A 16,144-nucleotide genomic window follows, 5' to 3' on the forward strand; every position below is an offset into this window, starting at 1 on the left:
CGCTATTCCTATATTAAAAGGCGCTATACTGTGCAGTTTGTTATATTGCGTAAGTATATTGCCAACAGTAATTCAGAGTGATGTAAATATTGCAAATTTCCCGTATTTTCCACTATTATGTGGAGGCGTGACGCCAAGTGCATTTTTTGCAATTGGTTTTACTTTAGGAGTAATTATTGGCAATCGTTGGGCAATTGTATTCTCAGCTTTATTATCTTTTGCAATAATTTGGTGCTGTATTTATGGCGTCATTATAATGCGTAATGGCACCATACCTCAAGGAGATATTTTTCTTAGATATTGGGGTAGTAGTTTATACGCAATACTTCCAGTGTCGGATGCTGGTATTGGTGCTGAGCCTGGTTTGCGAATGAACCCATGGTTGGTGACTTTGCGCATATTCTTTGTATGTGTTGTTATCGTTTCATGCATTCTTTGTTGCGCGCATATTAGATATTTTTGGCAAAAGGGATCTTATTGGTGCATAAAAGCAATAAGTCTTTCTTTAATTATGCCAATAGTGTGCGCTTGTTGTATAGCTATGTGGGGTCCAAAACCTTGGATTCGCTCTGGACCTTTTGTGCCTCAGTGTACGACGTTTAAAGATACTGCTTTTTCTGTTTGTGTACATCCTGAAGAAGCTTATATTCGTAGACTTCGTGCTGTTAAACATTTGAAAACTGTTGCTTCTTGGTTTCCTAAGAATCAGAGAGATTCGCAAGGCAAAGGAATTGTGCTTGTGCTTGGAAATGCGTTTACTCCAACAAATACTGAAAAATCTTGGAATCTTACTAATAGTGGTTTAATAAAGTTACATAATCTTAAAGCTACTGTTATTCAACAACAAACAGATACATTTGTTAGGCGTTCTGAGAAATATGGTGATATGACTGGTGTCGCTCAAGAAGTGTTACAAAGATTTGTGCCTGCAAAATGTGCATCAAGTGCTATGAAAGAAGTATATGTAAAAAAGAATCTTGATTCAAACGCTTCTGTTACAGCATTTTTGCTTGCTCAGCTTCCTTCTCGTATAAGTAATGATGTGTATGGGTCATATGGATTTATTCCAGGTGAGGCAAACGATAAAGTGGCTATGAGTATTAATAATGCTGATGATGCTAAGCTGAAACAATTTGTAAAAAATCATGTTAAAGAACTTAATCAATGCCTCATAACTCCACAACAAGTCTTATCGGAACTTGGTGATAAGCATGAAAAATAATTTTCGCGCTTGGCTTGAAGGTAGGCATTATATTGTTGCAATCGTTGCAATCTTATTGTCCGTAGTCCTTCCCTCTTTAATGCTTGTTATATTCAGATCATTTGTAACGCAGTTGCCAGTTTATGTTGGTTATATTTGTTTGCCAGATTCTGCTAATGTGCATAATGCGGTAGAAGGTATAACGTTTCAATGTCAATCTGGTAGTAGTGTTGTTAATTTTGTTGTTCCTCTGTATGAAGTTATTGTAGTTGGGTTTATTGCCGCGGCATTCGTTTGCCTTGCTCCGATTATGGTATCGTGGGAACGTTTCGTGATGAAAAGGTTGCGAATATATGCATTGAGTGCTGCTTTATTGTGTTTGTTTGTTTCATTCGGCGCTTCAGTGTTAATTGTTCGTATAATTGACTTGCAGTTATTGAGTACATTGCAGATGATTTTAGGTAATGCTTGGATTGATATTGTGCTCATAATGATTGGATTAGCCTGTTTTGGAAGGTTTTACGGCCTTGCATTTGGCGTCTTTTTAGCGGTGATGAACATTGCCACACAAGGTTTGCAAAGTAAAATTGGGTTGATTTTGCGATGGTATCCTTCTGGAACTTTGCCTGTAATTCCTGGACAATCCATATTGTTATATGTCGTTGTTGTGCTTACTGTAATTGCAGTTTGCCTATGGAGTGGCACGTGTGGACGTGGATTGCTTTATTTTGAACGTGCTTAAAAGACGTGTTGAATTATGTTTCAAAAGTCGAATCAATAGTGTTTAATAGAACGTATGTTCGATAATATTGTGATGCTTGTTTTAATGGTGGTTGCTGTAGCAATAACCGCTGTTATTGTGCTGGCTATTGTTAAGCACAACTCTGGAACGCAAGGCGCTAATGGCGTAAACCAACGCGAATTTAACGAATTGCGCTCGCAGTACGAGCAAGCGCGCGCTCAAGCGCAAGAAAATGGCAATCAGGCTATACGGTATCGCACACAAGCAGAGCAGCTTGCTGAACGATTGAAATTTGTTGAGTCTGAGCTGTTAAAAGCACAGCAAGCAGAACAATTGCGAGTGAATCGCGAAGAACAATTGCGCGCAGAGCGAGAAGAACGCGAACGATTAAATCGTGAAAAAACTTTGAAAGAGCAAGGTAAAGTCTTGGAAGCGCTTGCTCCAGTAAAAGATAATCTCGAAGCTTTGAAGAATAAAGTTTCGCAGATTGAAGAAGGGCGTAAGCAAGAAATGGGTGTGCTGAGCACTCAGCTTAAAGGCTTAAGCGAGCAGCAAACAAGGCTTGACCGCGAAACTAGTTCGCTTTCTGCAGCATTGCGAAATAATAAGGTTCGCGGAGCTTGGGGCGAGGCTCAACTAAAAAATATTGTGGAATCTGCAGGTTTGCTTGAGCATGTTGATTTTGATACGCAAGTTGTTGTAACGGGAGTAAATGGCGAACAGCAGAGGCCAGATATGGTTGTGCATCTGCCAGGAGGCAAAACAATTCCAGTTGATGCAAAAGTTCCGTATGCGGATTATCAGCGTGCTTGCGAAATCCCAGATAACGCAAGTGACGAAGAATTAGCTAGAAGGAGCGAGCTTCTAAAAGCGCACGCTAAGGCTTTGCGAGAACACGTTAGAGTGTTAGGAGCTAAAGCATATTGGCAGGCTTTTGAAACAGCACCAGATTTTGTAGTTGCATTTATTCCAAACGAAGCATTGCTTCAGGCGGCTCTTGAGGCGGATCCAACGCTTATGGATGATGCCTTTGCGCAAAAAGTAGCACTCACTTCTCCAGTGACTTTGTGGGCTGTGCTTAAGTCTGTTGCTTACGCATGGCAGCAGCAAAGTCTTACAGATGACGCAAAAGAACTTTTCGATTTATCTCGAGAATTGTACGATCGCTTTGCTGTTCTTGGAGAAAATGCTTCAAAACTTGGCGTATCTTTGGCAAGAACAGTTGCAGCTTACAATAAGTTTGCTTCTTCGCTTGAGTCTAGAGTGTTGGTGACAGCGCGTAAACTTCAGAAGTTAGATCAAAGTAAAGTTATTGCTTCAATAGATCTTATAGATTCTGATAAAGCTGATGTTAAAGAGCTGAGCGCTCCGGAAGTATCAGTAGAAGATCGTTAAGCATAAAATATCAAAGCATAAAAAATTGAACAACTCTAACGCTAAGGAGTGCAAAATGACAGAATTACAAGAAGAGCGCGCGGAACTTAAGCGCATGCTTTGTGTGGATATGAGTGCGAAACCATTTAGTGAACTGTTTTCTGTTACATTTGCTCAGCGCGGCTCCAAGTTGGTTGGTGATGTTCTTTTTGATGCAATTGAGAAAGCTGGGTATTCGTTAGAACGCGATGTTGACGCAGTTGGAGCGTTAACTGCTGCTGCAGTGCCTATGGTTTTTGCGCTTATTCATGCTGCAGAACGTAAAGGAATTGCACTCGACGGCTTTGTTATGGATTTTGTTTTCCCTGCAACAAAAGGTCCGTCAGTTAAAGGCAAGCGAGTATTGTTACTTGACTCTTGGCTTTCTGAAAAATCGTATGTTCAAACTTCTTCGCTTGTGACTTTACGACACGGAAATGAATTAAGTCTTGATTTTGGCATTGTTAATCAGCAAGGCGCGCAAATTCTTGCTATAGTTGCATTAATTGGTGGTGTTGACGCCGACGAACAAGGCACAAGGCATCTTCAATTAGTAAATCCAATAAGTGAGGAGAGTACTAAAATGGCATTTGTTCAAGCTTTCGGTGAAGAAGAATTACGCGCAGATGCAGAACACGAAGATTGCTGCAACGATCATTGCTGTGGCGGTCATTGCGAGGTTAAATGCACGGGTGATTGTGCTCATGATGGTTGCACTGAGCCATGCTGCGAGGACAATTGCTGCGGTGGCCATTGCAAAGTAGAGTGCACGGGTGATTGTGCTAACGATGGTTGCACTGAGCCATGCTGTGAAGATAACTGCTGCGGTGGTCATTGCAAGTCAGGTTGCACAGGCGATTGCGCAACTGACGGCTGCCAAGATTAGTTGCAATTACTAGCTGCCAATACTAAGAAAAAGTATTAAACGGAGCAAAACTCACACATGCACGAACCGAATCCAATTACTTTGGCTGCAAAAGCTTCCGATGAGCCAGAATTTCGACCTATAGGAGTTGGCCCATGGGAAGACGAGCATCCAGGTGAACCTCGTCCAGATAATCCAGAATCGCCAAATTATGATGCGCGGTTTAGTACTGAATTACTAGACGAAGGCGACCAGCGTAACGTTTTAGACCGTTACCGGTACTGGAAAGTAGAAGCCATAAAAGCGGATCTTGATTCTAAAGGTCGTCATGAGTTTGAAGTAGCTGTAGAAAATTGGACTCACGATTTCAACATAGGCTCTATGGTTCGCACTGCAAACGCGTTTACTGCGAAAAAAGTGTATATCGTAGGGCCTCATAAATGGAATCGTAAAGGCTCGTTAATGACCGAGCTTTACCAATACGTTGAGTGCTGCCCAACTATTGAAACTCTAGTAACTAATTGGCGCGAAAATATAGCACAAGAAGCGAAAGAAGCGCATCAACTTTTGCTTAAAGCGCAAGCAGAAGGCAATATAAAGGCCGAAAAAATCGCAAATATTAAGGAACAAGACGCTAAAAACGCGCGCGTTATAGCGCTTGATATTATTCCAGGCGCTGTTGCTATGGAAAACTACAAGTTCCCTAAACGTTGCCTTATGCTTTTTGGTGCGGAAGGTCCAGGTCTTTCTAAAAAAGCACTAGAGATGGCGGATGACGTTGTTTATATTTCGCAATTCGGCTCTGTTCGCTCGCTAAACGCAGGAGCTGCTGCGGCTGTTTCCATGCACGCGTGGATTGCGCAACATGCATCACCAAATTGCTGATAAAGCTACAAACAAGCGAATATAAACAAACAATCACAAATAAACAATCGCATTACAAAACGCAGCAGCCTGTACTCATAAACGCTTACATTTGATGTTTATTTTTTCTATTTGTGATATTGTTAATTTATGTTAGAATTCCAACATATTACAAAGCGTTTTGGCGCAAAAACAGCGCTTAACGACGTTTCTTTCGTCGCAGAAGACGGCAAAGTCACTGGCTTTTTAGGACCTAATGGCGCTGGTAAATCTACTACTATGCGTTGCGCATTAAATCTTATTCATGCCAATAGCGGCACTTCTCTTATTGACGGAAAAGAATACACAAAAATCGCATCCCCAATGACAGAAGTTGGCGCAGTTCTTGACGCAAAGTCTGCTCACAGAGGCCGAACGGCATACAATCACTTGTATTCGCTGGCTTTAACTCACGGAATATCAAAAAAGCGCGTTGACGAAGTGATTGATATTACTGGATTATCAAGTGTTAAAACCCGCAAAGCAGGATCTTTCTCGCTCGGTATGAGTCAGCGTCTTTCGATTGCTGCAGCACTTTTAGCGGATCCGCACAATCTTATTTTGGATGAGCCAATTAACGGTTTGGATCCAGAAGGCGTTAAGTGGGTTCGCGAATTATGCAAGTATTACGCGAGCGAAGGCCGAGCAATACTACTTAGTTCGCACTTAATGAGCGAAGTTGCGCTTACTGCAGATAATCTTGTGATTATTGCTCATGGCGAAATTTTGGAGCGCACAACAGTACAAGATTTTGTTGACGCACATTCTCAGCACGCTGTGCGACTTGTAACTCCAGAAGGCGAAAAACTAAAGTCTGTGCTTGCTCAAAACAATCCTGAATGCAAGATTTTGCAAGATACTCGCACTCCTCAAGACGTTCAAGAAGGCGAGCTTTTTAGAATAACAGGATGTGAGCTTAATCAGCTTGCTCGCGAAATTGCGGATAATCAAATTTTGGTATATCAGCTAAATCAAGAGCACGCATCACTTGAGGAAGCATATTTGGCTCTTACGCATGGCCAGGAGCAGTACGTTACTAAGACTGTTCCTAGCAGCGATTTAAAGCCAGACAGCAAGCAGCATGCAGAGCAATCTAACAATAAGGAGAGTGCAAAATGAGTGAGCAAGTAGCAAATCAACAAGTGCAATCTTCTGAGTCCAACGCACGCCAATCCAACGCGTACAAAACAGGCCGCAGCATGAACGCTCAGCACTTACGCCTTACATTCATGCACACGCTTAAATCTGAGATTGTTAAGTTGCGCGGACTTTCATCCACCTGGTGGTGCATGGCATTAGCTATTGTTTTGCCAGTAATCTTTAGCTTTATTATCGCGATTGTGCAAAAAGCAATGTCTAAAGTTGACATTAAGAATGGAGCAAATCAAGGTAGATCAAGCGCTGCAATTACTGTTGGGCCGAGCAATAAAGGCAGCCTTATTGCATCTCAAGATAGCATTTTCCACTTAGTTATTAGTTTTGCTTCTGTATCTTTGATTGTTTTGTCGATTTTTGCAGTGCTCGCTGTAACCGCGGAACATTCTACGACTTCAATTCAGGCTTCTCTTACTGCCGTACCTCGAAGGGGTATGTTCTTTACGGCTAAGTTTATTGCGGTTGCAATCTACGTTTTTGTAGTGCAACTTATTGCAATGGCAGTTTCGCTAGGCGCTGCAGAATTAGCCTTTATAGGAGATAGCACTTCTGGATTATCTGGAAGCAACGCGTGGAAATTGCCTCTTACGCTGTTCCTTGGCTCTCCTGCAATTATGGTTGTTGTAGCAGCAATGGCGTACGGTTTTGGCATGATTTGCAAGTCAACTGCTGGCGGAATTATGTGCGTTATTGGAGCCGTGATGATTTTGCCTAGTGTTGTTAGCATTATTATGTTTGCGAGCAATTTCGCGAAGTGGAATTCAATACTTATTCAGATTTTGCCAGCCGCAGCGGTGGAGAAATTCTTGGGCAGCTCCCCTAACTCGGGTGCACAGCTTCCACCAAATGCATATATTTTCACATGGTGGCAATCAGGCTTGGTGGTTCTCGCTTGGGGCGTAGTCATGTATGCAATTGGCCACGTTGTTGAAAAGCATCGCGATATCTAAAATATTTAAATATTCTGCAAATAATTTTGTAAAAACAATAAGGGCTTTACTCTGTAGATTCAAAAGATTTAACTACAAGATAAAGCCCTTTTTGTATTCACTTATATTTAATTTATTATTTATTAAATTATCTTTATTAAGTTATTTTTTGAAATTGTGATAAGTATCAGTCGTTCTTCACAGTTTCAGCAACTCGTGGCCACAAGGTTGTACCCCAGTTCTTGATTGTGCGCTGGCGAACCAGTGGCAAATCGGAACGGTCATACACTGTACGCCATGGTTCCCAAGCCAAGCCGGTCTTCTCAACAAGCTTGATGCGGAGATTGCGCACATTGCCCTTGAACTGAATAGTTGTGTTGAAGTGAGCGGTGCGATACTTGCCGTTGCCTTCCCAAGCGCGAGAACGCACGTAAGGGGTGCCGTCAATTTCGGTGCCATACTCATCCCAGTAGATGTAGTAACGAGCTACGTAAGCTCCACGGTGATCCAAAGTCAAGTAGCCGTTGCGGTAAGAAGAAACCTTGGTTTCAACGTAATCGCTATTGGTTTGCAAAGTTGCTACTTCGTTATCCTTGACGAAGGAAGTGGTGTAAGCAATTGGAACTGCTGGGCTGGAGGTGCTTAAGTTGGCGCCTTCCTGAATCAAAGCCTTCAACGTATCGATGTTGCCGGTAACAACCTTGGCTGCACCGTTAGCGCTGCCGCCGAGAATCACAGCAGTTACAGAAGTGTTCTGCAAAATGCGATGGAACTCGGTGTTTGGCTTGATTTCAACACCCTTGATTGCAGCTTCAACAGCAGCCTGGAAATCGGTGCTCTTGCTGCGGGTGTCGAACTTTACGTACATTGAACGGCCGTAGGCCACATTGGACACATATACTGGTGGACGCTTGCTGTCTACTCCGCGGTTCTTCAAGTTTTCTGGTGTAGTGCATGGTGCGAAGAAGTCAGCTGGGCTGTCTGGTGCATCAACACTTACGGTGTAGTAAGTTTGCTTGAAGTTTACAATCTGCGTTTGCTTTTCGCCCTTGTGCACAGCATCGAAATCAATCTTCAGTGGTACGCCAATCTTGGCGAAATCAGCACCGAACTTAGCCTTAAGCTGGTTCATGCTTTGTGCGCTTGCAGAATCGTACTGCATGCGAGCTGCAACATGATGGCTTGCAGCATACTGTGCATTCCACTTAGAAACTAAGCTATTCACTGCGGAAGTTACAGAGCTCTTAGTTGGGCGCTGAACAGTTACAGCACTTTCGCCGCCGTGGAAGCCTGGCAAATCAACGCTCAATGTGATTGGAGCGCGGTTCGCGGAAATCAGGCTTGGCATATTGTCCATCAAATTCTGGTCAGCGCGGAACAGCGCACCTGGGTATACGCGGTCATTATTGGCGGAAGTAACCGACAAATTTGAAGTTGTATTGGTGATGTTCTTCTTTTGGTGCTCGACGACGACGAATTCGCCGCCTTTGTCGAAGCTGTCGCTGGAGAACTTGTTGTCAATGGTTTCGCCATGACGGGCGAGAATGTTTGTTTTATCGTATTGCAAATCCCACAAATAATTATTCAGAGAATCCTTCTTGGCTGCGCAAGATGCAGTTGGCTCAGAATCCTTAGCTGCAGGAGCGGCCATTGCTGGTGCTGCTAAGCATTGTGGAATAATAGTTGCGCCTGCAAGCAACAACATTGCTGCATTACGGTAGAACTTTGTGTTATTCATATGTGTCCTTCAATTTTATATTTTATGTTATTTTTTATGAGATACCGTAACTTATTTGCTTCTATGCATGGAATGCTTCGCTGCATTAGCTTAATATCTCATAGCATTTAATTATTACATGCTTTTTTATTTCTGGGATAGTGGAATAAAACAAATTTTTTTATTCTGCAAATAAACGTATGAAGAAGGTTGGAATGCCAACATTCTTTTATTGAATTATTTCCATTTCATGGCGTGTTGACATGCATAGACCCTCGTTTTCACATATTTTATACTCGTTAATTTTATGAAAACTGTATGTGATAATAATTGTTATTTCGCTTATTGTCTCACTAATAAAATTTTTTTAATATTACACATAATTTTCCCTAGAAAATATGGATCGACAATCATGTTCTAAAATTGGGAAAATATTTCTACAGTAACGTGTGTAAATCTTTTATCAATATTGCTTTTTTCTTCTATAAGAAGGTCACGCATCACACATATAGTTGAGGTTATGCCTACATTCACACGCGAAGAAATTGAGCATCTGGGCGTTCTATCTCAGATTGCTTTAAGCGACGAAGAAATCAGTCGCTTGCAAGGCGAATTAAACGTCATTGCAGAATCTATTAATAAAGTGCAGGAAGTTGCTGGCGAAGATGTGCCACCTACTGCAAATCCAGTGCCTCTTGAAGCGTATTTGCGACCAGACGAGCCTGCTACACCTTTGACTCAAGAAGAAGCTCTTTCTGGTGCTCCTAGAAGTGAGTCTGGCATGTTTGTAGCGCCTCGAATTTTGGGGGAGGAATAAAACATGACTAATACTCAAGATTTAGTAAAACTTTCTGCTGCCGATATGGCAAAGGCTGTAAAAGCTAAAGAAGTTTCTAGCCGCGAGCTTGTTGAAGCTCACTTGGCAGTAATCGAAGCAGCCGAACCAGAAATTAAAGCATTCTTACACGTTTCTGCAGATATTGCTCTTGAGCAGGCAGATGCTTTTGATGCTAAGAACGCTAAGGGTGAGACTGAAGGATTGCCTGAGCTTGCAGGCGTTCCAATTGCCATTAAAGACATGATTGTTACTAAGGGCATTCCAACCACTGCAGCATCTAAGATTCTCGAAGGCTGGGTTCCACCTTACGATGCTACTGTTATTGAAAAGCTCAAGGCAGCTGGCATGCCAATTCTTGGCAAGACTAATTTGGATGAGTTCGCTCAAGGTTCTTCTACAGAACATTCTGCTTATCAAACTACTTGCAATCCTTGGGATACTGAGCGCGTTCCTGGAGGTTCTGGCGGCGGTTCTGCAGCTGCTGTTGCTGCATTCGAGGCTCCTATTGCTTTGGGTACAGATACTGGCGGCTCCATTCGCCAGCCAGGCGCTTTAACTGGTACAGTCGGCGCAAAGCCAACTTACGGCGGAGTCAGCCGTTTCGGTGCAATCGCTATGGCAAGCTCCTTGGATCAGATTGGTCCTGTTTCTCGTACCGTTCTTGACTCTGCGCTTTTGCAGGAAATTATCGGCGGCAACGATAGGCGCGATTCTACTTCTATTCCAGCTCCTGTTCCTCCAATGGCTCAGGCTGCGCGCGAGGGCGCTCGCCGCGATTTGAAGGGCTTGAAGGTTGGTTTAGTTAAGGAGCTTAGTGGCGACGGATTCCAGCCAGGCGTTGAAGCACGCTTTAATGAAGCTGTGCAATTGCTTAAGGATATGGGTGCAGAAGTAACAGAAGTTTCCTGCCCTCATTTCCCTTATTCTTTGGCTGCTTACTACATTATTATGCCTTCTGAAGTTAGCTCTAATTTGGCTCGCTACGATGGCATGCGCTACGGTTTGCGCGTAATGCCGCCAGCAGACAAGCCTCAGACTGCAGCAAACATGATGGCCGCAACTCGCGAAGCTGGCTTTGGCGACGAAGTAAAGCGCCGTATTATTCTCGGCACTTACGCACTTTCCGCTGGCTACTACGACGCTTGGTATGGCTCTGCACAAAAGGTTCGTACGCTTATTATTCGCGATTTTGAAGAAGCGTTTAATAAGGTAGATGTTCTTGTTTCCCCAACAAGCCCTACAACGGCATTTAAGTTTGGTGAGAAGATGAACGATCCACTTTCCATGTACATGAACGATATTGCTACGATTCCTGCAAACATGGCTGGCGTTCCAGCTTTGAGCCTCCCAGCTGGCTTAAGTGACGATGGTTTGCCTGTTGGTATTCAGATTATTGCTCCGCAATGCCATGATGAAAAGATGTACAAGCCTGCAGCAGCGTTGGAAGCAGCGCTCGAAGAAAAGTGGAGCGGCCCAATCTGGAAGTCGCTTAAAGCTGGCTGGCTCGATTCATTGGCTAAGTAAAGTGAAATAAAGCTTAAATAAGAAGGATTCTCATGGCTGAAAAACTTATGAAATATGCCGATGCTGTGGAGCAGTTTGACCCAGTTTTCGGCTTGGAAACTCACGTTGAGTTGAGCACGCGCACAAAGCTGTTCTGCCCAGCAGAAGTATCTTTTGGTGGCGAGCCAAATACTCAGCTAACTCCTGTAAGCCTTGGTTTGCCAGGCTCTTTGCCAGTTGTAAACAAGACTGCAGTTGATTACGCTATTAAGCTCGGTTTGGCGTTGCATTGCGAGATTGCTGAGTGGAGCCAGTTCGCTCGTAAGAACTACTTCTACCCAGATATGCCTCGCGACTACCAGATTTCCCAGTACGATAAGCCTACTAATGGCAATGGCTACTTGGATGTTGAGCTTGAAGATGGCACTGTATTCCGCGTTCCGATTGAGCGTGCTCACATTGAGGATGATGCTGGTAAGAATACTCACGTTGGCGGCGCTGACGGTCGTATTGAAGGCGCAAATCATTCTTTGGTTGATTACAATCGCGCAGGCGTGCCTTTAATCGAGATTGTAACTAAGCCAATCGAAGGTGCTGGCAGCCGCGCTCCAGAAATTGCTGGCGCATACATGCGCGCTATTCGCGATATTGTTCGCGCGCTCAACATTTCCCATGCTCGTATGGAGCAGGGCAATATGCGCGCTGACGTGAATGTTTCGCTTCGCAGAAAGCCAACCGATCCATTTGGTACGCGTTCCGAGACTAAGAATGTGAACACATTCCGCGGTATTGAAAAGACTCTGCAATATGAGATTCGTCGTCAGGCTGCTATTTTGAGCGAAGGCGGCGAGATTTTGCAGGAAACTCGTCACTGGGATGAGGCAACTCAGACTACTGCTGGCGGCCGCGTAAAGTCCGACGCTGACGATTATCGCTACTTCCCAGATCCTGATTTGGTTATGCTTCACATCACTAAAGAGCATATTGAGCGCATGAAGGCAGAAATGCCGGAAATGCCTCGCGAGCGCCGTAACCGTTTGCAAAGCGAATGGGGTATTAGCGATCTTGAAATGCGTGATATTTTGAACGCGGATGCTCTTGATTTGGTTGAAGAAACCGTTAAGGCTGGCGCAAGTGCGGCAGGTGCTAAGAAGTGGTGGCTTGGTGAGCTTGCTCGCGAAGCAAACACTCGTGGCGTGACTTTGGAAGAATTGCCTATTACTCCGCAAGATGTGGCGCAAGTTGAAAAGCTAATTGCAGACGGCAATCTTAACGATAAGCTCGCTAAGCAAACTGTTGCATGCGTTTTGGCTGGCGAGGGTAAGCCTGATGAAGTTGTTAAGAAGCATGGATTCAAGGTTATGAACGACGACGGCGCTTTGGAAGCTGCTGTTGACGCTGCTCTTGCTGCTGATCCTGAAGTTGCAGAAAAGCTTAAGGCTGGAAATATGAAGCCAATGGGTGCAATTATTGGCGCTGTTATGCGTGCGACTAAAGGTCAGGCTGATGCTAAAGCTGTTACTAAGATCGTGATGGCAAAGATTAAGGGCTGATTTAAATTTTAGTTAGATTAAAATTTAGCTAGAAAAGAATAGTTTATAGATGCACTTTTTGCATTTTATGCTTTGCGTTTTAACCTTGTGTTTTATAGCATTGTGTAAAGTGCAAAAAGTGTAATCTTATATTGTAGTTGCTTACGCATTTGTATTTTGCTTATGCTTTTTGTAGAACTTTTTGTAACGCAAGGTCAATTAGGTACAGGAAACAGGTGAATATGCAGGAAGTCAATGCTGACTCTACAAACTCTCGAGAGTTACCAGAAAGTATTGTAATTCCGTCAATACGTGGCGAGATGGCTCGTCTTAGGCAAGCAACCATCGAAGATTTAGCGAGGATGGATTCATTACATGCTTTTGATGGTGCGGCTGTTATAACTGGCAAGGATTCACAATCTGAACGTTCTATGGTTCATGCGTGGGTTGAGCGTTCTGTGCAGTGGTCTTTGGGCAATAATGATAAAAGTATGTCTGATTATGCTGGAGCTATTGGAGATGCGCAATCGCGCCCGACAATCGCATGGTCGATTGTGCCAGATTTTATTGATGACTCTAAAAATACCAATGGCGATATTATCGGAATGATTTTTTTGATTGACATTGATGGTTGGTCTAAATCCGCTAGAATTCAGGTGATTCTAGGACGCGACTATAGGGGACGCGGGTATTCCAGAGATGCAATGCCTAGAGTTATGACGTATGGTTTTGCTCCAGACACAGTTGGTTTAGCATTGCATAGGATTTGGGTTGGTGTTCCAGCAGCGAATACGCGTTCTCTTTCTGTTTATCAGTCTCTTGGTTTTGTAAAAACTGGAACAGCTAGAGATGCTTTGTGGGATTCGCAAAATCAAAAATATCAAGATTTTGTTGTTATGGACACTCTCGTGGATGAGTATGATGCCATTCGTTCTCTAGACGCTTTTGGTCTGCACGTTATTGAAGATAATCCTGGTGTTTGTGAAGCGTTAAGTGCACATGAGCATTCAATTGCAATACCTGTTAGCAAAGATAATTCCGACGAATCATGGCCGTATAATGCGGCTACAGTCAAAGAAGATTCTTCTAAACGCGCATGGTGGCGTATTATAGGACGCGGTCGTAAGCGTAACACTAATGGCAATAATGCGGAAGGGAAGCGATGAGCGCTGAAGATCTCGACAATTACGAAACTGACGCCGAGCTTGCGTTGTACAAGGAGTATCGTGACGTTATTAAGCTTTTTACGTACGTTGTAGAAACTGAGCGACGATTCTATTTGGCAAACAAGGTGGATTTTAACGTGCGTTCTGCAGGTCAAGATGTGTATTTTGACGTGCAATTAACAGACGCTTGGGTGTGGGACGTGTATCGCCCTTCGCGGTTTGTGAAAAACGTTCGTATTGTTACGTTTAAAGACGTAAATGTGGAAGAAGTGCAGAAAACAGATATCGATATTCCAGAATCTATCGCATGATAAGAGTATGCTAGTAAAGCTTATGTTTAGATTTTAATATAGATACGTGCTTGCAATTTTGCGATTTTGACTTTATAAAGCGTCTTTTAGGTATGGAGGAAAATTGACTGATACACAATCCCAGAAACAATCTGTAGTGATTATTGGTGGCGGTCCGGCAGGGTTGACGGCTGCGTGGGAGCTTGTAAAAGATGGTGGAAGTAATCGTTACGATGTAACTGTTCTTGAGGCATCTAAAGAGTTTGGCGGAATTTCTCGCACTGTAAAATACAACGGAAACCGTATGGATATTGGCGGTCACCGATTCTTCTCTAAAGATGATCGCATTATGCAATGGTGGCGAGATATGCTGCCGCTCCAAGGCGCTCCTTCTTACGACGACAAAAAACTTGGCAGACATCATGATTTAGAGGATGGCGGTCCAGATCCTGAAGTCGAAGATGAGGTTATGCTTAAGCGTCATCGCGTTTCTAGAATCTTCTGGAATCATCATTTCTTCGACTACCCTATCTCGCTTTCTGCGTCTACTTTGCGCTCTATGGGCTTTGTTCTTACTATGAAGGTTGGTTTTAGCTACCTTTGGTCTATGATTCACAAGTTGCCAGAAACTAATCTTGAGAACTTTTATATTAACCGTTTCGGTAAGAAACTTTATTCAATGTTCTTCGAGGGCTATACCGAGAAGCTTTGGGGTAGGCATCCAAGTCAGATTTCTGCAGATTGGGGTGCTCAGCGAGTTAAGGGTTTGAGCATTGTTGAAGTTTTGAAGAACGCTGTTTCAAAACTTATGCCTAAGAGTAAGGCGGATCAGAAGGAAGTTGAAACTTCGCTGATTGAAGAATTCTGGTACCCTAAGCTTGGTCCAGGTCAGCTTTGGGAGACTGTTGAACGCCGTTGCCGTGAAAATGGCGCTACTGTTTTAACAGATGCAAAAGTTGTGGCGATTAAACAGTGCGACGGTAAAATTTCTAGTGTTGTCGTTGAAAATCAAGATGGTTTGCAGCAAGAGCTTCATGCGGATCAGTTTATTTCTTCTATGCCAATAAAAGATTTGGTTGCAGCTATTGAGCATGGCGCTGAAGGAAATGAGTCCGTGCAGGTTCCATCCGAATTACAACGAGTTGCTAAAGGCTTGCCTTACCGTGATTTTGTAACCGTGGGACTTCTTGTTAAGCGTATGCGTTTGCGTAATACGACTGATATTCCAACGTTAGGTAATCCTCCTATTGTGCCTGACTGCTGGATTTATGTGCAGGATCCAGGATACAAAGTTGGTCGTTTGCAAATCTTTAACAACTGGAGCCCATATCTTGTTAAGGATGTTGACAACACTGTATGGATTGGTCTTGAATACTTCTGCAATGAGGGCGATGATTTCTGGAATATGAGCGACGAAGAGGCTCGTAAATCTGCGATTGATGAGCTTACTCGCATGCAGGTTATTGATGGCGAAGATGATGTTTTGGATGCTCATCGTGAGCGTGTTCCAAAGGCTTATCCAGCTTACTTCGATACTTATGCTCAGATGCCTGAGCTTGTTAAGTATTTGGATGGTTTTGGTAATTTGTATTGTGTTGGTAGAAATGGTCAGCATCGTTACAATAATCAGGATCATTCTATGGCTACTGCTATTGAAGCCGTGTCTAATATTAACAGTGGAAAACAGTCTAAAGATAATGTTTGGTCTGTTAATACAGAGAAGTCATATCACGAAAAGAAGTAGCGCTTTTTCTTTTTGCCACGCCGTGTTGTTGTGAGTCGCATGAGTGTAGTAGCATACATTTATCAGCGGTTAAGTCACATTGTTATGTGCTTATCGTTGTATTCACAACGGATTTTTCCGAAATCTTCCATGTAAAGCTCCAAGTA

Annotated in this window: 14 protein-coding genes; 13 read left to right on the forward strand and 1 reads right to left on the reverse strand. The window is 43.3% G+C overall.

Annotation, left to right across the window (positions count from 1 at the left end; genetic code table 11):
* The first annotated feature begins 127 nt into the window (after positions 1 to 127).
* From ABVC65_RS02310 to ABVC65_RS02340, 7 genes are all read left to right on the forward strand, one after another.
* The gene (locus ABVC65_RS02310) at positions 128 to 1,222 is read left to right on the forward strand and encodes a hypothetical protein (RefSeq protein WP_353582909.1); all 1,095 of its coding nucleotides are present in this window, start codon (positions 128 to 130) and stop codon (positions 1,220 to 1,222) included.
* Entirely contained in the window at positions 1,212 to 1,943 is a 732-nt protein-coding gene (locus tag ABVC65_RS02315; protein WP_076002561.1) for a hypothetical protein, read from the forward strand. The genes ABVC65_RS02310 and ABVC65_RS02315 overlap by 11 nt, the downstream gene beginning before the upstream one ends.
* Positions 1,944 to 1,997: 54 nt before the next feature.
* Positions 1,998 to 3,338, forward strand: a complete 1,341-nt coding sequence (gene rmuC / locus ABVC65_RS02320; protein ID WP_116712122.1) for a DNA recombination protein RmuC — start codon at positions 1,998 to 2,000, stop codon at positions 3,336 to 3,338.
* Between the two features lie 55 nt (positions 3,339 to 3,393).
* Entirely contained in the window at positions 3,394 to 4,242 is an 849-nt protein-coding gene (locus tag ABVC65_RS02325) for a hypothetical protein (protein WP_353582510.1), read from the forward strand.
* Positions 4,243 to 4,299: 57 nt separating this feature from the next.
* Positions 4,300 to 5,106, forward strand: coding sequence for a TrmH family RNA methyltransferase (locus ABVC65_RS02330; protein ID WP_353582511.1), 807 nt, complete (start codon positions 4,300 to 4,302; stop codon positions 5,104 to 5,106).
* Positions 5,107 to 5,235: 129 nt separating this feature from the next.
* Positions 5,236 to 6,243: an ATP-binding cassette domain-containing protein gene (locus ABVC65_RS02335; RefSeq protein WP_016812447.1), complete on the forward strand. Its 1,008-nt coding sequence runs from the start codon at positions 5,236 to 5,238 to the stop codon at positions 6,241 to 6,243.
* The gene (locus ABVC65_RS02340) at positions 6,240 to 7,229 is read left to right on the forward strand and encodes an ABC transporter permease subunit (protein ID WP_004120370.1); all 990 of its coding nucleotides are present in this window, start codon (positions 6,240 to 6,242) and stop codon (positions 7,227 to 7,229) included. Before ABVC65_RS02335 ends, ABVC65_RS02340 begins: the two co-directional genes overlap by 4 nt.
* Positions 7,230 to 7,395: 166 nt before the next feature.
* On the opposite strand, the gene vly is transcribed toward ABVC65_RS02340, so the two are convergent.
* Entirely contained in the window at positions 7,396 to 8,946 is a 1,551-nt protein-coding gene (vly, locus tag ABVC65_RS02345) for a cholesterol-dependent cytolysin vaginolysin (RefSeq protein WP_004120373.1), read from the reverse strand.
* A 499-nt stretch (positions 8,947 to 9,445) separates the two neighbouring features.
* Between vly and gatC the strand changes: the two genes are divergently transcribed.
* The 6 genes from gatC (at position 9,446) to ABVC65_RS02375 (ending at position 15,998) form a co-directional block, all read left to right on the forward strand.
* Positions 9,446 to 9,742, forward strand: a complete 297-nt coding sequence (gatC, locus tag ABVC65_RS02350; protein ID WP_004114131.1) for an Asp-tRNA(Asn)/Glu-tRNA(Gln) amidotransferase subunit GatC — start codon at positions 9,446 to 9,448, stop codon at positions 9,740 to 9,742.
* Between the two features lie 3 nt (positions 9,743 to 9,745).
* Entirely contained in the window at positions 9,746 to 11,287 is a 1,542-nt protein-coding gene (gatA, locus tag ABVC65_RS02355; protein ID WP_353582512.1) for an Asp-tRNA(Asn)/Glu-tRNA(Gln) amidotransferase subunit GatA, read from the forward strand.
* Positions 11,288 to 11,319: 32 nt separating this feature from the next.
* A complete protein-coding gene (gene gatB, locus ABVC65_RS02360) occupies positions 11,320 to 12,819 on the forward strand; it encodes an Asp-tRNA(Asn)/Glu-tRNA(Gln) amidotransferase subunit GatB (RefSeq protein ID WP_004120380.1) in 1,500 nt (499 codons plus the stop codon).
* A 221-nt stretch (positions 12,820 to 13,040) separates the two neighbouring features.
* Positions 13,041 to 13,964, forward strand: a complete 924-nt coding sequence (locus tag ABVC65_RS02365) for a GNAT family N-acetyltransferase (RefSeq protein WP_353582513.1) — start codon at positions 13,041 to 13,043, stop codon at positions 13,962 to 13,964.
* Positions 13,961 to 14,275 (forward strand): DUF2469 domain-containing protein, encoded by a 315-nt coding sequence (locus ABVC65_RS02370; RefSeq protein ID WP_004105898.1) that lies wholly within the window; start codon positions 13,961 to 13,963, stop codon positions 14,273 to 14,275. The genes ABVC65_RS02365 and ABVC65_RS02370 overlap by 4 nt, the downstream gene beginning before the upstream one ends.
* A 103-nt stretch (positions 14,276 to 14,378) precedes the next feature.
* Entirely contained in the window at positions 14,379 to 15,998 is a 1,620-nt protein-coding gene (locus ABVC65_RS02375; protein ID WP_004120384.1) for an NAD(P)/FAD-dependent oxidoreductase, read from the forward strand.
* Positions 15,999 to 16,144: the final 146 nt, after the last annotated feature.

It is taken from the genome of Gardnerella vaginalis (assembly GCF_040427915.1).
GTDB lineage: Bacteria > Actinomycetota > Actinomycetes > Actinomycetales > Bifidobacteriaceae > Bifidobacterium > Bifidobacterium vaginale_C.